Annotated in this window: 16 protein-coding genes; 7 read left to right on the forward strand and 9 right to left on the reverse strand. The window is 35.0% G+C overall.

Annotation, left to right across the window (positions count from 1 at the left end):
• The first annotated feature begins 6 nt into the window (after positions 1 to 6).
• Positions 7 to 867 (forward strand): glucose-1-phosphate thymidylyltransferase RfbA, encoded by an 861-nt coding sequence (gene rfbA, locus AC1RNE_RS02205; protein ID WP_492799416.1) that lies wholly within the window; start codon positions 7 to 9, stop codon positions 865 to 867.
• Positions 868 to 911: 44 nt separating this feature from the next.
• Here the strand turns inward: rfbA and AC1RNE_RS02210 are convergent, their stop codons facing one another.
• Entirely contained in the window at positions 912 to 1733 is an 822-nt protein-coding gene (locus AC1RNE_RS02210; RefSeq protein WP_492799417.1) for an aldo/keto reductase, read from the reverse strand.
• Positions 1734 to 2720: a phytanoyl-CoA dioxygenase family protein gene (locus AC1RNE_RS02215; RefSeq protein WP_492799418.1), complete on the reverse strand. Its 987-nt coding sequence runs from the start codon at positions 2718 to 2720 to the stop codon at positions 1734 to 1736. It lies immediately after the preceding gene.
• Between the two features lie 135 nt (positions 2721 to 2855).
• Here AC1RNE_RS02215 and AC1RNE_RS02220 point away from each other — a divergent pair, with 135 nt between their 5' ends.
• Positions 2856 to 3713 carry a helix-turn-helix domain-containing protein gene (locus tag AC1RNE_RS02220; RefSeq protein WP_492799419.1) on the forward strand — a complete coding sequence of 286 codons (858 nt, stop codon included), beginning with the start codon at positions 2856 to 2858 and terminating at the stop codon, positions 3711 to 3713.
• Here the strand turns inward: AC1RNE_RS02220 and chrA are convergent.
• The 6 genes from chrA to AC1RNE_RS02250 form a co-directional block, all read right to left on the reverse strand.
• Positions 3710 to 4876 carry a chromate efflux transporter gene (chrA, locus tag AC1RNE_RS02225; protein WP_492799420.1) on the reverse strand — a complete coding sequence of 389 codons (1167 nt, stop codon included), beginning with the start codon at positions 4874 to 4876 and terminating at the stop codon, positions 3710 to 3712. The genes AC1RNE_RS02220 and chrA overlap by 4 nt on opposite strands.
• 93 nt (positions 4877 to 4969) lie before the next feature.
• Positions 4970 to 5947, reverse strand: a complete 978-nt coding sequence (locus AC1RNE_RS02230) for an isopenicillin N synthase family dioxygenase (RefSeq protein WP_492799421.1) — start codon at positions 5945 to 5947, stop codon at positions 4970 to 4972.
• A gap of 120 nt (positions 5948 to 6067) precedes the next feature.
• Positions 6068 to 6817, reverse strand: a complete 750-nt coding sequence (locus tag AC1RNE_RS02235) for a superoxide dismutase (RefSeq protein ID WP_492799422.1) — start codon at positions 6815 to 6817, stop codon at positions 6068 to 6070.
• A 30-nt stretch (positions 6818 to 6847) separates the two neighbouring features.
• Positions 6848 to 7216, reverse strand: coding sequence for a hypothetical protein (locus AC1RNE_RS02240; RefSeq protein WP_492799423.1), 369 nt, complete (start codon positions 7214 to 7216; stop codon positions 6848 to 6850).
• A gap of 53 nt (positions 7217 to 7269) precedes the next feature.
• Positions 7270 to 7887 carry a recombination mediator RecR gene (gene recR / locus AC1RNE_RS02245; RefSeq protein ID WP_492799424.1) on the reverse strand — a complete coding sequence of 206 codons (618 nt, stop codon included), beginning with the start codon at positions 7885 to 7887 and terminating at the stop codon, positions 7270 to 7272.
• A gap of 57 nt (positions 7888 to 7944) precedes the next feature.
• Entirely contained in the window at positions 7945 to 8226 is a 282-nt protein-coding gene (locus AC1RNE_RS02250) for an ATP-dependent Clp protease adaptor ClpS (protein ID WP_492799425.1), read from the reverse strand.
• An 87-nt stretch (positions 8227 to 8313) separates the two neighbouring features.
• On the opposite strand from AC1RNE_RS02250, the gene AC1RNE_RS02255 reads away from it, so the two are divergent.
• Positions 8314 to 9768, forward strand: a complete 1455-nt coding sequence (locus tag AC1RNE_RS02255) for a sodium:solute symporter (RefSeq protein WP_492803595.1) — start codon at positions 8314 to 8316, stop codon at positions 9766 to 9768.
• A gap of 69 nt (positions 9769 to 9837) precedes the next feature.
• Here the strand turns inward: AC1RNE_RS02255 and AC1RNE_RS02260 are convergent, their stop codons facing one another.
• Complete coding sequence (locus AC1RNE_RS02260) at positions 9838 to 10662, reverse strand: septal ring lytic transglycosylase RlpA family protein (protein WP_492799426.1); 825 nt, start codon at positions 10660 to 10662, stop codon at positions 9838 to 9840.
• A gap of 259 nt (positions 10663 to 10921) precedes the next feature.
• Here AC1RNE_RS02260 and AC1RNE_RS02265 point away from each other — a divergent pair, with 259 nt between their 5' ends.
• The 4 genes from AC1RNE_RS02265 to AC1RNE_RS02280 all read left to right on the forward strand — a co-directional run bounded on the left by AC1RNE_RS02265 (position 10922) and on the right by AC1RNE_RS02280 (position 14995).
• Complete coding sequence (locus AC1RNE_RS02265) at positions 10922 to 12886, forward strand: alpha-1,4-glucan--maltose-1-phosphate maltosyltransferase (protein ID WP_492799427.1); 1965 nt, start codon at positions 10922 to 10924, stop codon at positions 12884 to 12886.
• 57 nt (positions 12887 to 12943) lie between these two features.
• The gene (locus AC1RNE_RS02270) at positions 12944 to 13384 is read left to right on the forward strand and encodes a DinB family protein (RefSeq protein WP_492799428.1); all 441 of its coding nucleotides are present in this window, start codon (positions 12944 to 12946) and stop codon (positions 13382 to 13384) included.
• A gap of 146 nt (positions 13385 to 13530) precedes the next feature.
• Positions 13531 to 14067 (forward strand): bifunctional pyr operon transcriptional regulator/uracil phosphoribosyltransferase PyrR, encoded by a 537-nt coding sequence (gene pyrR, locus AC1RNE_RS02275; protein ID WP_492799429.1) that lies wholly within the window; start codon positions 13531 to 13533, stop codon positions 14065 to 14067.
• Position 14068: 1 nt separating this feature from the next.
• A complete protein-coding gene (locus tag AC1RNE_RS02280) occupies positions 14069 to 14995 on the forward strand; it encodes an aspartate carbamoyltransferase catalytic subunit (protein ID WP_492799430.1) in 927 nt (308 codons plus the stop codon).
• Positions 14996 to 15260: the final 265 nt, after the last annotated feature.

A 15260-nucleotide genomic window follows, 5' to 3' on the forward strand; every position in this document is an offset into this window, starting at 1 on the left:
AAAGATATGAAAGGAATTATTTTGGCAGGCGGTTCTGGTACACGTTTGCACCCTCTTACCCTAGCCGTTAGTAAGCAGTTAATGCCTGTTTACGATAAACCGATGATTTATTACCCGCTTTCTATTTTGATGTTGGCGGGCATCAAAGAAATATTGATTATTTCTACCCCCCATGATTTACCCCATTTCAAGAAATTGTTAGGAGATGGCTCACAGATAGGTTGTAGATTTGAATATGCAGAACAACCCCTTCCTAATGGACTAGCACAGGCTTTTGTGATTGGAGAAGAGTTTATTGGTGATGATAAAGTAGCCTTGGTATTAGGTGATAATATTTTCTATGGTAGTGGTTTGAGTAAGTTATTACAAGCCAACAATGACCCCGAAGGTGGAGTAGTATATGCTTATCAGGTACATGACCCAGAGAGATATGGGGTAGTAGAGTTTGATGATGATTTCAATGTGCTTTCTATTGAAGAGAAGCCAGTGGTACCAAAATCAAATTATGCGGTACCAGGTTTGTATTTCTATGACAATTCAGTGGTAGAGATTGCTAAGAATATTGCTCCTTCACCAAGAGGGGAATATGAGATAACGGATGTCAACAAAGAATACTTGAAGCAAGGGAAACTGAAAGTTGGTGTGTTGAACAGAGGGACTGCATGGCTGGATACAGGCACATTTGTATCACTGATGCAAGCGGGACAGTTTGTTCAAGTCATTGAAGAGCGACAAGGACTAAAAGTAGGTTGTATCGAAGAGGTAGCCTACAGAATGGGATTCATTGATGAGGTGCAACTCAAGAAAATAGCGGAACCGCTGGTAAAAAGTGGGTATGGAAAATATTTGCTCGGGTTACTGAAATAAGCAAACAAAAACCTTTTCATTTAAAAATGAAAAGGTTTTTGTTTTTATAACAATTCCATAGGGTCTTCTACTACCCTTAGATTTTCATTAAAACCATCAATCTTTTTCATATCTTCCTCAGATATTTCAAAATCAAAAATCTGAAAGTTTTCTTGTAATCGGATAGGGCTTGATGATTTTGGAATGGTTGAAATATTATGCTGTATAGCCCATCTTAAAATAATTTGTGCGGGAGTCTTATAATATTTTTCACTCAAAGCGATTAATCGCTCATCATTAAAACGCTGACCTCTTACTAAAGGAGTATAGGCTTGTAGCTGTATCCCCTCTTTCTTACATCGCTCCCATAAAGATTTCTGAAATAAATAAGGACTAAACTCTATTTGATTAACAGAGGGTACTATTGTTTTATAAGTATCTAGTTCGTCTAAAAATGGCAATAAATAATTAGCTAAACCTATTGCTCTTACTTGTTTAGTACTGTATAAATGCTCGAGAGCCTTCCATGTGTCTTTTCTAGTTGCTTTCATTGGCCAGTGAATAAGGTATAAATCAATGTATTCACAATCCAATCGTTTCATGCTTTGGTCAAAAGCTTGTAGGGTTTTGTCATATCCTTGGCTGACATTGTCAACTTTAGTTGTCAAAAAAATCTCATTTCTATCTACGTCACTTTCTTTAATTCCCTTGCCAATTTCTACTTCATTTTCATACATTGTGGCAGTATCAATTAACCTATACCCTATTTTTAAGGCGGTGCTTACAGTTTGTATCGCTTCTTGGTTATACATATCATATACGCCAAGCCCCAACAATGGCATTTGTATACCATTGTTGAGTTCAGTATAAATTTGTTTATGCATCATTTACCATTTTGTCAACCCTAATATTTTTTCTCCTAAATCGTTTAATTCAGCTACTGGATATTTTGTTTGCTCCCAATTTCTTGGGTCACCAGGAAAAGCATAGCCTTCTGGAGCTACCCTATTTTTCCATGAGTTTATTCTCCATTGTCTTAACGCTTCGTTATCTTCTTCAGCAGGCATCATTGAAATATACTGTGCAATGCGTACTTTATCTTCACTTTTGTTCGGTCGAATACCATGCGGTTGACTACTATTAAAAATCAGCAAGTCCCCAGCTTCTAATTTTACTTTCACAAATTTGTCCTCAAAAGCAGAGGTATCAGGCTTAAAATGATTTCTATCCTCAGGCTGAGTCAGTTTCCAAGTATCATACGTTCTAAATAATTCGGGAATACATTGAAAGCCTCCCATATTTTCATCGGTTTGGTCGGCTAATGCCAGAACGCCTTGAACATTCTGAGGTTTAGTCTCAGGGTCATAGTCCCAATGAATAAAACCTTTATACTGGAAGTCGGGACGTAATGGGAAATTCAAATTAGCACGGTCTATCGTTACCCACAATTTTTCTGTTCCCCAAATATCAGCAAAGGCATCGTGTACTCTTTGGTTTTGTCTGTTGTTCCACAAATGTTGGTTATTATATACTTCTACCATGCCTGTACCCGTCAATTCTTTCATTTTCATTTCAGCTCTTGGAGCGGTGTACCAAGTGCTAGCATCATTAGGATTCTTTTCTTCAAATTCCCAAATAAATTCGGCTGTTTTTAAAGCTTGTTCTCTTGATACAGCATTTTTGATGATGGCGTACCCATTAGTTATCCAAAAATTCCAATCATCTTCTGTTAATACCTTCAGCGCTTTCCCATCTTTAATACTAGTTCTTAGTTTTATTTGACTGCTAGTAGCAGTAGATGGATTTCCCGGAATTTCCTGATGAGCCATATTAGGCATCATCGTGGGCGTCATGGTCATAGTTTGATTTCCCATAATTTGTATAAATAATTATTGTTTTTTTTATACAAATTTGTAGCCTTTTAAATTACATTTCTACATCAATTTTTTCCTAAATTTGAATGATATTGATATTACAGAATACATTAATAGATACTAATTATCAAAATAATGAAAATAGAATTTGAAAAGATTATTCCGTCGCATGAAAACAGTTCTTTTCACTGGAATATCAACCCAAAATTGAATAATTTTTTCTACTGGCATTTTCATCCAGAATATGAATTGGTTTTTATCGAAATTCATGAACAGGAAGGAACACGCCATGTAGGCGACCATATAGCTAGGTATGAAGAAAGTGATTTAACGTTTATTGGTTCCAATATTCCCCATCTCAATTTTGATTATGGACTAAAAACTGATTATGAGAAAATAGTATTACAAGTAAAAGAGGGTTTTCTAAAAGATACACTGCAAGATACGCCCGAGTTGAAAGGCGTATATGAACTTTTTGAGCTTTCAAAACATGGCATAACGTTTGGGAAAAATATTAAGGAAGTAGTAGGTAAGAGACTTAAACAGTTACACGAGCTATCTCCTTTTAAACAGTTTTTGGAAGTGTTGGCTTTGTTTAAAATATTAGCAGATAGTAATGATTATACGTTACTACATGAAAAACCATTTGACAATCAGCACAATAAAAGAGAACAAGAAAGATTAAGAAAGATTTATAGTTTTATTGACGAGCACTATCATCATAAAATTGAAATTGATGAAGTAGCCAACTTAAGCAATTTAAGCAAAGCTCCGTTTTGTAGGTATTTCAAAAAAATGACAAAGCTTACTTTCACTGAATTTTTGAATCATTATAGGGTTAACCAAGCAAAACGTTTATTATTAATTGATAAAAACGTTACGGAGACTTGCTTTGAATGTGGCTTCGAAAGCCTTTCGTACTTTAATAGAATATTCAAAAAAATAATGGGCGAAAATCCATTAGCCTTCAAGAAGAGGCATCTTTCTAATTAAAAAATGAAGCCTAGTATTAATCCTCCTAAAAAAATAAGGAAACTTGGTACTTTCGTAAATTGAAGAATAAGTAAGGTACCGATGACTGTAACAAGACCCACAACATCTACTTGTTTCACCATAGGTACAATAAAAGTAATGGCCGCCGCCAATGTCAAACCGATGGAGGTAGCATTTATACCATCTAATGAAGCCCTAATTCCACGGTATTGTTTTAATTGCCCCCAAATTCTGTATACAAAAAATATCAAGAACGTACCCGGCAGAAAAATACCTGCTGCCCCTACGGCACTGCCCAATAGTTGTTCCCACCAAGTTCCGTCTTTCATCACTAACGTTCCTAAATAAGATGTCAGCGCAAATACAGGGCCAGGCAACGCTTGGGAAAGTGCCATACCAGTTAAAAAATCATCTGCTCTGACCAATTCCTTAAATTCAACAAATTCTGTATAAAGAATTGGAGCAAGCACTTGACCTCCGCCAAATACCAGACTTCCGTTACGATAAAAATTTTCAAATAAACGAATAGGTTCATAGTCTGTAAAATGCCCAAGGATGGCTAAGCACAACAGAAAAATCCAAAAGACATTAAAATTAGCCCATGGGATAATCATCTTATGTTTTGTTTGTCGAGGATAATCTTTATAATTAAAGGCGGTAAATGTTCCTCCGATAATCAAAGAAATCGGGCAAACCCACGGAGATTGAAAATAAAATGCAAAGCCTGAAGCTAGCACCATTAAAATTACTCCAGAAGCATTCTTAATGACTTTATTCCCCAATACAAATCCTGCATGCATAATAAAGGCAACCCCTATTGGCTGAATAAATCTGATAATGTCTCTATTCCTTAGATAAGTCATCCCAAAGGCTGCTGCCGTCATGATGGTTACGGCTGGGGTAATCCAAACTAGTAAAGTGAGATAAGCTAAATTGGGTCCGCCAATTTTATAACCCAAGGCTGTAATCGTTTGTGTTGAAGTAGGGCCGGGTAAGAACCCGCATAATGCTTGGAGTTCTAGTAGCTCCGCTTCGGTAAGATAATTTCTTTTCTTCACAAAACGATCAATAAACATCGCCAAATGTACTTGGGGACCTCCAAATGAAGTGCAAGCAAGAATCAGAACATCTTGTAGAAAGAGAAGTCTTCTGATTTTTTTCATTTGGATAAATTATAAAGCTATATGTGGAATTGAATAATAAAAAATAATCCATGAGATACAAAAATCTCATGGATACAAAAATAAGTATAATATTTACTTCTTTAACCCTAACTCAATAAGTCTCTCATTTAAAAACTCTCCTGCCGTCATGTTAACATACATTTTTGGATGAGTAGCATCCACACATGATTCTAAACACGTTAAATTCATTTCAGAACGTGGGTGCATGAAAAAAGGAATCGAGAAACGAGAAGTACCTAGTTTTTCTTTCGGAGGATTTACCACACGATGAATCGTAGATTTTAATTTATGGTTTGTTAGTCTGTCTAACATATCCCCTACATTCACTACCACATAGTCAGGTAAAGACGTAATAGGAATCCAAACGCCATCAGCTCTTAATACCTCAAGCCCCTCCGCTGAGGCACCCATCAATAACGTAATTAAATTAATATCTCCATGCGCAGCCGCTCTAACAGCGCCTTCTGGCAATTCTTCTGGATTTAAGATAGGGAAATAATGGATAGCTCGTAAAATAGAATTTCCATGCTTTACTTTTTGTTCAAAATAATCCTCTGGTAATTCTAAATACAATGCAATGGCTTTTAACAACGTTTTGCCTGCATTTTCTAATGTTTTATACGTATGAAGTGTATATGTTTCGAAGTCAGGTTGCTCTTTAGGAAAGACATTGTCAGGATATTCTTCCCAAATAGGGTCTCCATCATCAATTTTAGGCTGACCTACGTGATAAAACTCTTTTAAATCGGGTACTTTAAAACCTTTGGCAGTTTCTTTCCCCTTGCTAATATACCCTCTTTGTCCAGCAATGCCTTCGATGGCATATTGCATTTTTAGTTCATCTGGCGAGAAAAAAAACTTTTGAACATTATCATAAAGTTTTTCAGTATCATCTTTTGTTAAACCATGATTTTTGATGGCTACAAAACCAATATTATTAAAGGCAGCTCCTAAATCTTGTACAAATTTTTCTTTTCGAGCAGTATCGCCAGAAAGAAAGTCTGCTAAATCAAGAGATGGGATTGTGTCGAGAAGTGTTTCAGAAGTCATGTTAGTAATTGTTATTTATCAAATTCTATCCTATTTGTTAAATTGATAAACCTATATATTCAAGCTTTATGGATAATGGTTCTGCATAATTAATCAATCATATATGCAGAACCATTAAGATTATTTCTTCAAGTTTTCAAAATTCTTTGAAACAGCATCCCAATTTACAACATTCCAAAATGCAGTAATGTAATCAGGGCGTTTGTTTTGGTATTTAAGGTAATATGCATGTTCCCAAACATCTAATGCTAAAATTGGCGAGCCTTTCTTTTCAGCAACATCCATCAAAGGGTTATCTTGATTAGGCGTTGAAGTAATCACCAATTTCTTATCTTGAACAATTAACCAAGCCCAACCAGAACCAAAGCGAGTAGTGCCAGCTTTAGCAAACTCTTCTTTGAATTTATCAAATGAACCAAAAGTCTTATTGATTTCATCCAATAATTCACCTTTTGGAGAACCTCCAGCTTTAGGCGACATTACGTTCCAGAAAAAAGTATGGTTCCAATGTCCACCTGCATTATTTCTAATAGCGGCTGGTGCTTTGCCAGCTTCTTTCAATAAATCCCACAAAGATAATTTTTCGTAAGGAGTACCTGCTACAGCTTTATTCAAATTATCAACATACGCTTTATGATGGCGATCATGGTGAATCTCCATCGTCAACTTATCAATGCTTGGCTCTAAACTATCAGGTGCATAAGGCAACGCTGCTAAAGAGAAAGGCGCTGATTCAAGCATTACTTCTTCTAATGTCAATTTAGGCAATTTGTCATTATAGCTTCTTCTTAATGAAAAACTGAATGAATTTAAGCTAGACAATGCAAAAGCCGATGCCAATGTTGTCTTTAAAAAACTTTTACGGTTCATAGGAGATTTTGTTTGGAATAAAAATGAAATTTACTTTTCCTTTTTCAATAATTCAATATTTTTTTTAGAAGGAATTCTTTTCGATTTTTTTTTTGGAATAATAAGTAAATGCTCGTGATTTTTATTAGGTGGCTTAACAACGGGCATCTTTGCCATGTTACCCAAATCAGGTTTTATAATCGTTAAATTATCAATATTTTCAACTGATTTCTTAAGCTCGGATATTCCAATGGCTTTTTTAGGAACAGCTTTAATCGTATTTTTTTGCTGGTAGCTTTGTAGGTATTCATTCATCATTGGCGATAGTGCCGTAGAATCTCTTCCTATTTTCAAAAGATTTTGACTTTTGGTTATTATAGGAAAGACCATCAAAAGAACGATGATTGAGGTACTTTTCATAATTAACAGGTTTTTATACAATCTTACTAGTAACTTACTAGCAAAAATCATACCTACTCATATACGATTCTGCTAACGATACTTCTTCCCAACGTTATCTCATCTGCATATTCCAAATCTCCCCCTATTGGTATTCCTCGGGCAATCGTCGTAATTTTAACATTCAAAGGTTTTAATCTCTTTGTAAGATAAAACGCTGTTGTATCGCCTTCCATTGTGGGACTCAAGCCTAAAATAATTTCTTTTATAGCCGAATCGCCTGATTGTTTCTCAGTAATACGGCTTAATAAAGATTCAATATTCAAATCTGCTGGACCCACTCCTTCGAGTGGTGAAATAATTCCTCCAAGTACATGATAAAGCCCACGAAATTGAGAAGTGTTTTCAATCGCTAATACATCTCGGGTATCCTCCACAATACATACTACAGACTCATCTCTTTTAGGGTTTGTACAAATCCCACAAAGAATGTCATCAGAAATATTATGACATTGTATACAGTACTGTGTCTTAGTTCTCATAGCTGTTAGGGCTTCCGACAAACTAAGTGTTTGCTTCTCATCTCGTTTTAATAGATGTAAAGCCATTCTCAAAGCTGTTTTTTTCCCTATACCAGGTAATTTTGAGATTTCTTCAACAGCATTTTCTATGAGCTTAGATGGATAATTCAAGAGTATTAGAAATGTTGATTTTGGAGTAATAAATAATTATTGTAAAATACTAAAAGGTTATTGAACCTCCGCTGCTATTCCTCTTCGACAAATATCATTTCTCATCGGAGCTAGTTCTTCAAAAGTACCTTTCTTTACAGCACATTTACCTTTGAAATGAATCAACAATGTACATTGTTCAGCTTGTTCCGCCGAATGTCCACATACATCAATCAGCGTTTCAATAACAAAATCGAATGTATTTACTTCGTCATTAAACACGATAAGATCACATTGATCTACTCCAATAACTTCTTCTAATACATCAACTTCTTCTTCGAATTGTTCAAATGGTCGCATTTGTAAAAATATTTATCTTTTAAAATGATAGCAAATTTAACAAAAAATATCAAATTTGGTGTTCACAATACTGAATACCCAAAATTTATGACTACAGGAATTGCTTTCGGAATTTTAGCCGTTTACTTTCTAATGCTTATTGTCGTAGCACATTACACTTCTAAGGGTGCTGATACTAATACTTTCTTTACCGCAAATAAACAATCTCCATGGTGGTTAGTAGCTTTTGGTATGATTGGAACATCAATCTCAGGTGTAACGTTCATTTCTGTTCCCGGTGATGTCGGAAAAGTATCTCTTTCTTATTATCAGATTATATTAGGCAATTTAGTGGGTTATTTTGTAATAGCAACGGTTTTACTCCCTTTATATTATCGTTTGAATTTAATTTCTATTTATACGTATTTGGATAAACGATTAGGGAAGGTCTCTTATAAAACAGGCTCTTCTTTCTTTTTATTAGCCCGTACTTTGGGTTCAGCCGCTCGTTTGTTTTTAGCAGTACAGGTATTGCAACTAGCTATCTTTGATGCATGGAATATTCCCTTCTGGATTTCAGCTTTGGTGACTATCGCCCTTATTTGGGTTTATACATACCGTGGGGGTGTAAAGACCATCATTGTAACGGATACTCTTCAAACTTTCTTTCTTCTTACAGCACTGGTATTAACAATATTTTTGATTGCCAATAAATTAGATTTAGGATTTGGAGAATTAATCTCTACTATCCAGCAAAGTAAGTATTCTAAAATGTTCTTTTTTGATGATTTTGCCTATAAGCATCATTTTAGTAAAGATTTTATCGCAGGAATATTCATTGCTATTGTAATGACGGGTCTTGACCAAGACTTGATGCAGAAGAACTTGACGTGTAAAAACATTGGTGAAGCACAAAAAAATATGTTTTGGTTTTGCTGTACCTTCGCCATTACTACCTTAATGTTTGTTTGCTTGGGTGCTTTGCTTTATATCTATGCTGATAAAATTGGCTTTCAGATTCCAGAAAGAACTGACTTGCTATATCCAAAATTAGCACTAGGTGGTGAATTTGGCATTTTAGCTGCCATTACATTCTTATTAGGTATTACTGCGGCAACTTATGCTAGTTCAGATTCAGCACTAACTGCCCTTACTACGGCTTTCTGTATTGATTTCATGCACATTGAAAAATATGAAGAGAAACAGCGAAACAATATCAAACATTATACTCACCTTGGGTTTTCTGCTCTTTTCTTTATTATTATCCTAATTTTTAATGCTGTCAGTAGCCAGTCTATCATCTCTACAGTATTCAATATTGCTAGTTATACCTACGGTCCATTGTTAGGGTTATTTTCTTTCGGGCTTTTTACTAAAATCCCTGTTAAAGATAAACTTGTTCCCTTTGTATGTATAATAGCACCTATTCTAACTTATATTATTGATGCTAATTCTAAGGAATGGTTGAATGGCTATCAATTCGGGTTCGAGAAGCTATTAGTCAATGGAGCGATTACTTTTATAGGTTTATTGCTTATTAAAAGTAAAGCACAAGGACGATGATAATTATATAGAAAAGGGGTTGACAATTTAGTATTTGTCATCCCCTTTTTATTGATATTATAAATGCAATTACAAATTAAAATGCGAACGTACTACTCCTGTATAACCATGCTGAGAAAGCCAAATGGTTTTATCATTGGCTGATTCCTTAGAAGCATATTCGCCAAACAATAAGCGATAGAGTTTGCCTGATTCTTTTTGAGTTACTTGAATAAAAATTTCATCTTTATGAATACCCATTTTCAACAACTCATCATACAAATCGTGAACAGATCCTAAATTGACAACAGCTGTAACTTGCACTGCAAAACCTTTAGGAAATTTTTCTATCCCATTGATATCATAAGTTCTTTCTGGTGAAAAGGACGCAGGAGCAGAAACTGAGCTAACGACTGAATTAACATAGATGTTATTCTCATAACTCTTACCACTATCTTTAGAGAAAACCTCTCTCCTATCTGGCACGATACTATCCGCTATTTTTTCAGAAACCCTCTTAGATGAAATAGTGGGAGAAATAACTTCTACCCTTACTCTAGCTTTTCCACTAGCCATCATGCCTAGTCTGGATGCTGCCTCTTTAGAAAGATTAATGATTCTACCCTCCTCTTCACATTTACAATAATCATTAATCCTAACTTCAACAGTGAGATTGTTTTCCAGATTAATTACTTTAACAATAGTATTTAAGGGATACTTCGAATGTGAACCTGTAAGCTGGGTGTCGTCATACTTTTCACCAAAAGAAGTATATTTACCTTGCAAATGGGCAGCATAATAACGAGCGATACCTTCTTCGGCAAAGCCTTTAGTGGGAATTTGTTCGATTCGGTAGGCGAAAGAGGATGTTCCTACCAACAAAAATAGGGTTGAGTAAGCGATGATCTTTTTCACAGCGTTTATAAATTTAAGGCTTAAAATATACTACTTTTTATATTGTCGCAAATAAGTACAACATTTTCACTGTAAAATAAAAATATTGCATCGGCATTTATTACAAACAGGCAATCATGTGAAATTAATTACTTTTTACTATAATTACATAAATTTAATCAATTTCCCTGTTATTTTTTAGTCTAATTTTAGAATATTGTACTACTACATATTTTTAAATGCTTAGTAGTTAACTTTTTAACCATTTTGATATACAAATATGATTTCAAAAACAATTCAAGGACAACAAAGAGTAATTATTGAAAATATTAGTCCTCAACTGGACGCAGGACGCTACGCTATCAAAGCTTTTGAGGGGGATACAATCAAAGTAGAAGCTGATATTTTCTTGGATGGACATGACCAACTGGCGGCAAAACTACTATATAAGTTTTCGACAGACGAGGATTGGACTGAAACAAAAATGAATTTTGTCAACAGTGACCACTACGAAGCTTATTTTCCAGTTTCAAAAAATGGTTTTTATACGTATACTATTCAAGCTTGGGTAGATCATGCAGCTACATGGCACCATGAAATAGATATGAAAATCAAGGATGGTCAGCATGTAAATATAGAATTATTGGTTGGGGCAAGTATCATTGAAAAGATGATAAAGATTGCTTCAAAAGAAGATAAAATTGAATTAAAAGCTATCGCAAACCTTTTTAAAGATTCCAATACTTATAACGAAGCCATTGGATTTATCTACAACCATAAATTACATGAATGGATAGAACAATATCCAGACAGACAACACGCTACGATTCATAAGCACCTGAAAATTTGGGTAGATAGAGAAAAAGCTGCCTTTTCTGCGTGGTATTCAATGTTCCCACGTTCGGCATCGGTTAAAAGAGGACAGCATGGCACCTTTAAAGACGTTGAAGAGAATGTACTTCCCCGTTTAAAATCTTTAGGTTTTGATGTTTTATACATTCCGCCTATTCATCCTATTGGAAAACAATTCAGAAAAGGGAAAAATAATAGTACTACTTATCAAGAAGGTGAACCAGGCGTTCCTTATGGAATTGGGTCTGAATTGGGCGGACATACTGCTATTCTTCCTGAATTAGGAACATTAGATGACCTTAAACATTTAATTGGTGCTTGTAAAGAAATGGGTATTGAATTAGCGATGGATTTGGCTATTCAATGTTCACCCGACCACCCTTGGGCTAAAGAACATCCAGAATGGTTTAAAATCCGTCCTGATGGCACGATTCAATATGCAGAAAACCCTCCTAAGAAATACCAAGATATTTACCCAATCAATTTTGAAACTGAAAACTGGAAAGAGCTTTGGGAAGAATTGAAAACAATCATCATGACTTGGGCTGATTGGGGAGTAAGAATTCTTCGTATTGATAATCCACATACGAAACCTTTTGCCTTTTGGGAATGGATAATTGCAGAAGTGCAAGCGGCGTATCCAGATATGATTTTCTTGGCAGAAGCTTTTACTAAACCAAAGGTGATGGCTCAATTGGCGAAATTAGGCTATACGCAATCTTATACCTATTATACATGGCGAAATTCAAAATATGAATTAATTAGCTATATGGATGAATTGACCAAAACAGCGCAAAGCCAATATATGCGTCCTAGTTTCTGGACAAATACGCATGATATTCTTCCTTGGATTTTGCAAAGTGGTCTTGAGCCCATGTTTATTATTCGTTATTTCATGGCGGCTACGCTTTCTTCAAACTATGGTATTTTCGGTCCTGTATTTGAACACATGATTAATGAAGGAAATCCTAATAAAGAAGAGTACAAGAATTCTGAAAAATACGAAATCAAGCATTGGAATTGGCAAATGGAGAATAAGCTGACGTATATTATTCGTCAAACTAATCATGCTCGAATTGAGAATTCTGCCTTACAAAGAACCAATAATATTACCTTCTGTGATATTCAAAATGACCAAATATTGGCTTATTTGAAAACACATCATAATGGCAATAGAATTTTATGTATTGTAAACCTCGATGGACACAATCGCCAAAGTGGATACGTTAGAATTCCCTTACATTTGATTCAGAAATATCCAGATCAGGAGTATATCGTACACGATTTGGTTACTGGTGCTAAGTACGTTTGGCGTGGGGAATACAATTATATTGATTTAGACCCACACGTCATGCCGATGCATTTATTCAGAATTGAAGATATTTATTATTAACACCCAGTAGTCCTTTTCTTAAATTGTTTAAGAAAAGGACTACTAAATTATACATACATGACTGAAGATTTACTAAAATTATTTCAAAGAGATTTGAAAGTACTTTACAGAGAAATAGAGCAATATCAATACGAAAGCCTCCTGTGGGAAAAGGTTGATGGAATCAATAATGCAGGAGGTAACTTGGCTTTACATTTAATCGGAAATCTAAAAACTTATATTGGCAAAAATTTGGGGAATATTGATTATATCAGAAACCGTGAAGCCGAATTTTCTGCTAAAAACATTCCTCGTCAAGAAATATTGGAAGCCATCAATGAAACTTTTGATATTGTAACGGCTACTCTTTCAAAATTATCATCTACACAATTAACAGCCATATATGCTGAAAATGTTTTAGGGTATGAAATGACTACCCAGTACTTTCTGATTCATTTACACGGGCATCTTACTTATCATCTAGGACAAATTAATTACCATAGAAGATTTTTATCTTAGTATTTCAACACTTAAATTCAAGCAAATAGCAATTAAAAAGGTGAACAGCATAAAAAATTCTGCTCTCATCCTTCAGCTATTCATAAAGCATACTTATCTTTGTGCCATGATTACTTTTCATCGAGGTTAAGTAATCTCAAAACTCAATGCAACACAAACTTATCCTATCCAGTCCTCTACTAGGCATTACTATTAGCCGTCTCTGTCAAGAATTGATAGAGAATCACCAGAATTTTTCAAATTCTGTGATTATAGGTTTACAACCAAGGGGTATTTTTTTTGCCAAGCGAATTCATCAAGAATTAGAATCAATTACAGGTGTTAAAATTCCAATAGGCTATTTGGATGCTACTTTTTATCGTGATGATTATCGTCGCCGTGAATTAGTAAAGGCCAATGCTACCAAAATCCCTTTTATCATTGAAAATCAGAATGTTATACTCATTGATGATGTATTAGCAACTGGTAGAATGGTGAGAGCAGCCTTGGATGCAATGACGGCTTTCGGACGACCTAAAAAAGTGGAATTATGCGTCTTGATTGATAGAATTTATAACCGAGATTTACCAATAAATCCTGATTATGTTGGTAAAAAAGTAAATACTCTTGCCACTGAGAAGGTATTGGTAGAATGGAAAGAACAAGGGCACGAAGCCGACAACATTTGGTTAATTACAAAATAGTATGCAAAAACTAAGTACTCGACATCTTTTGGGGATTAAGGATTTAACACCCGACGACATAGAACTCATTATGGCAACTGCCAAAGAGTTCAAAGAAGTAATTAATCGCCCCATCAAAAAAGTACCCTCCCTCCGTGATGTAACAATTGCTAACGTTTTTTTTGAAAATTCAACCCGAACAAGGCTTTCCTTTGAATTGGCAGAAAAACGTTTATCCGCAGATACAATCAATTTCTCTGCTTCTGGTAGTTCAGTAAAAAAAGGAGAAACACTTCTTGATACTGTCAACAATATTTTGGCGATGAAAGTGGATATGATTGTGATGCGTCATGCAAGCCCCGGAGCACCTCATTTCCTTTCAAAACACATTGCTGCCAATATTGTCAATGCTGGTGACGGTACGCACGAACACCCAACACAAGCATTACTCGATTCTTTTTCAATGCGTGAAAAATTAGGTGGTGATTTGGTAGGAAAGAAAATTGCTATTATTGGAGATATTTTACATTCACGCGTAGCCCTCTCTAATATTTTTGCGCTTCGTAAGCAAGGTGCTGAACTAACGCTTTGTGGGCCTTCAACCTTGATTCCTCGGTATGTGAACGAATTAGGAGTAAAGGTTTCGCATAATGTCAAAGAAACCCTCGCTTGGTGCGATGTAGCCAATGTGTTGAGAATCCAGTTAGAAAGACAACAAATCAAGTATTTCCCTACACTGAGGGAATACTCTTTATACTTCGGTATTAATAAAAAAATGCTGGATGAATTGAATAAAGAAATCATAGTGATGCATCCCGGTCCGATTAACCGTGGAGTAGAGTTAACTTCAGATGCTGCTGATTCTCATCATTCGATTATTCTAGACCAAGTTGAAAACGGCGTTGCCGTTAGAATGGCCGTGCTTTATCTATTAGCAGGCCAAAACTAATACCTTCTTTTACTCATAACATTGTTATCAATAATGTTATGAGTAGCCTTTCCTAGCTTCTTATTTACTGACAAATTTACTTGTTTCTATTTTTGATAAAATTATCTTTTCTCGCCAGAAAGAGGCAAAAATAGTGTATATTTGATAAAAAAATAGATTATTCCACGAACAAATAAACAAAAAAGCGAAAACAAATTTATCCTATTTTTTTTAATAGTATTTTACATTTCACTAGTTGGCAGGATAAGTTATATCGTATTAACAA

This window comes from Arcicella sp. GW822-FHT02H01 (assembly GCF_058802005.1).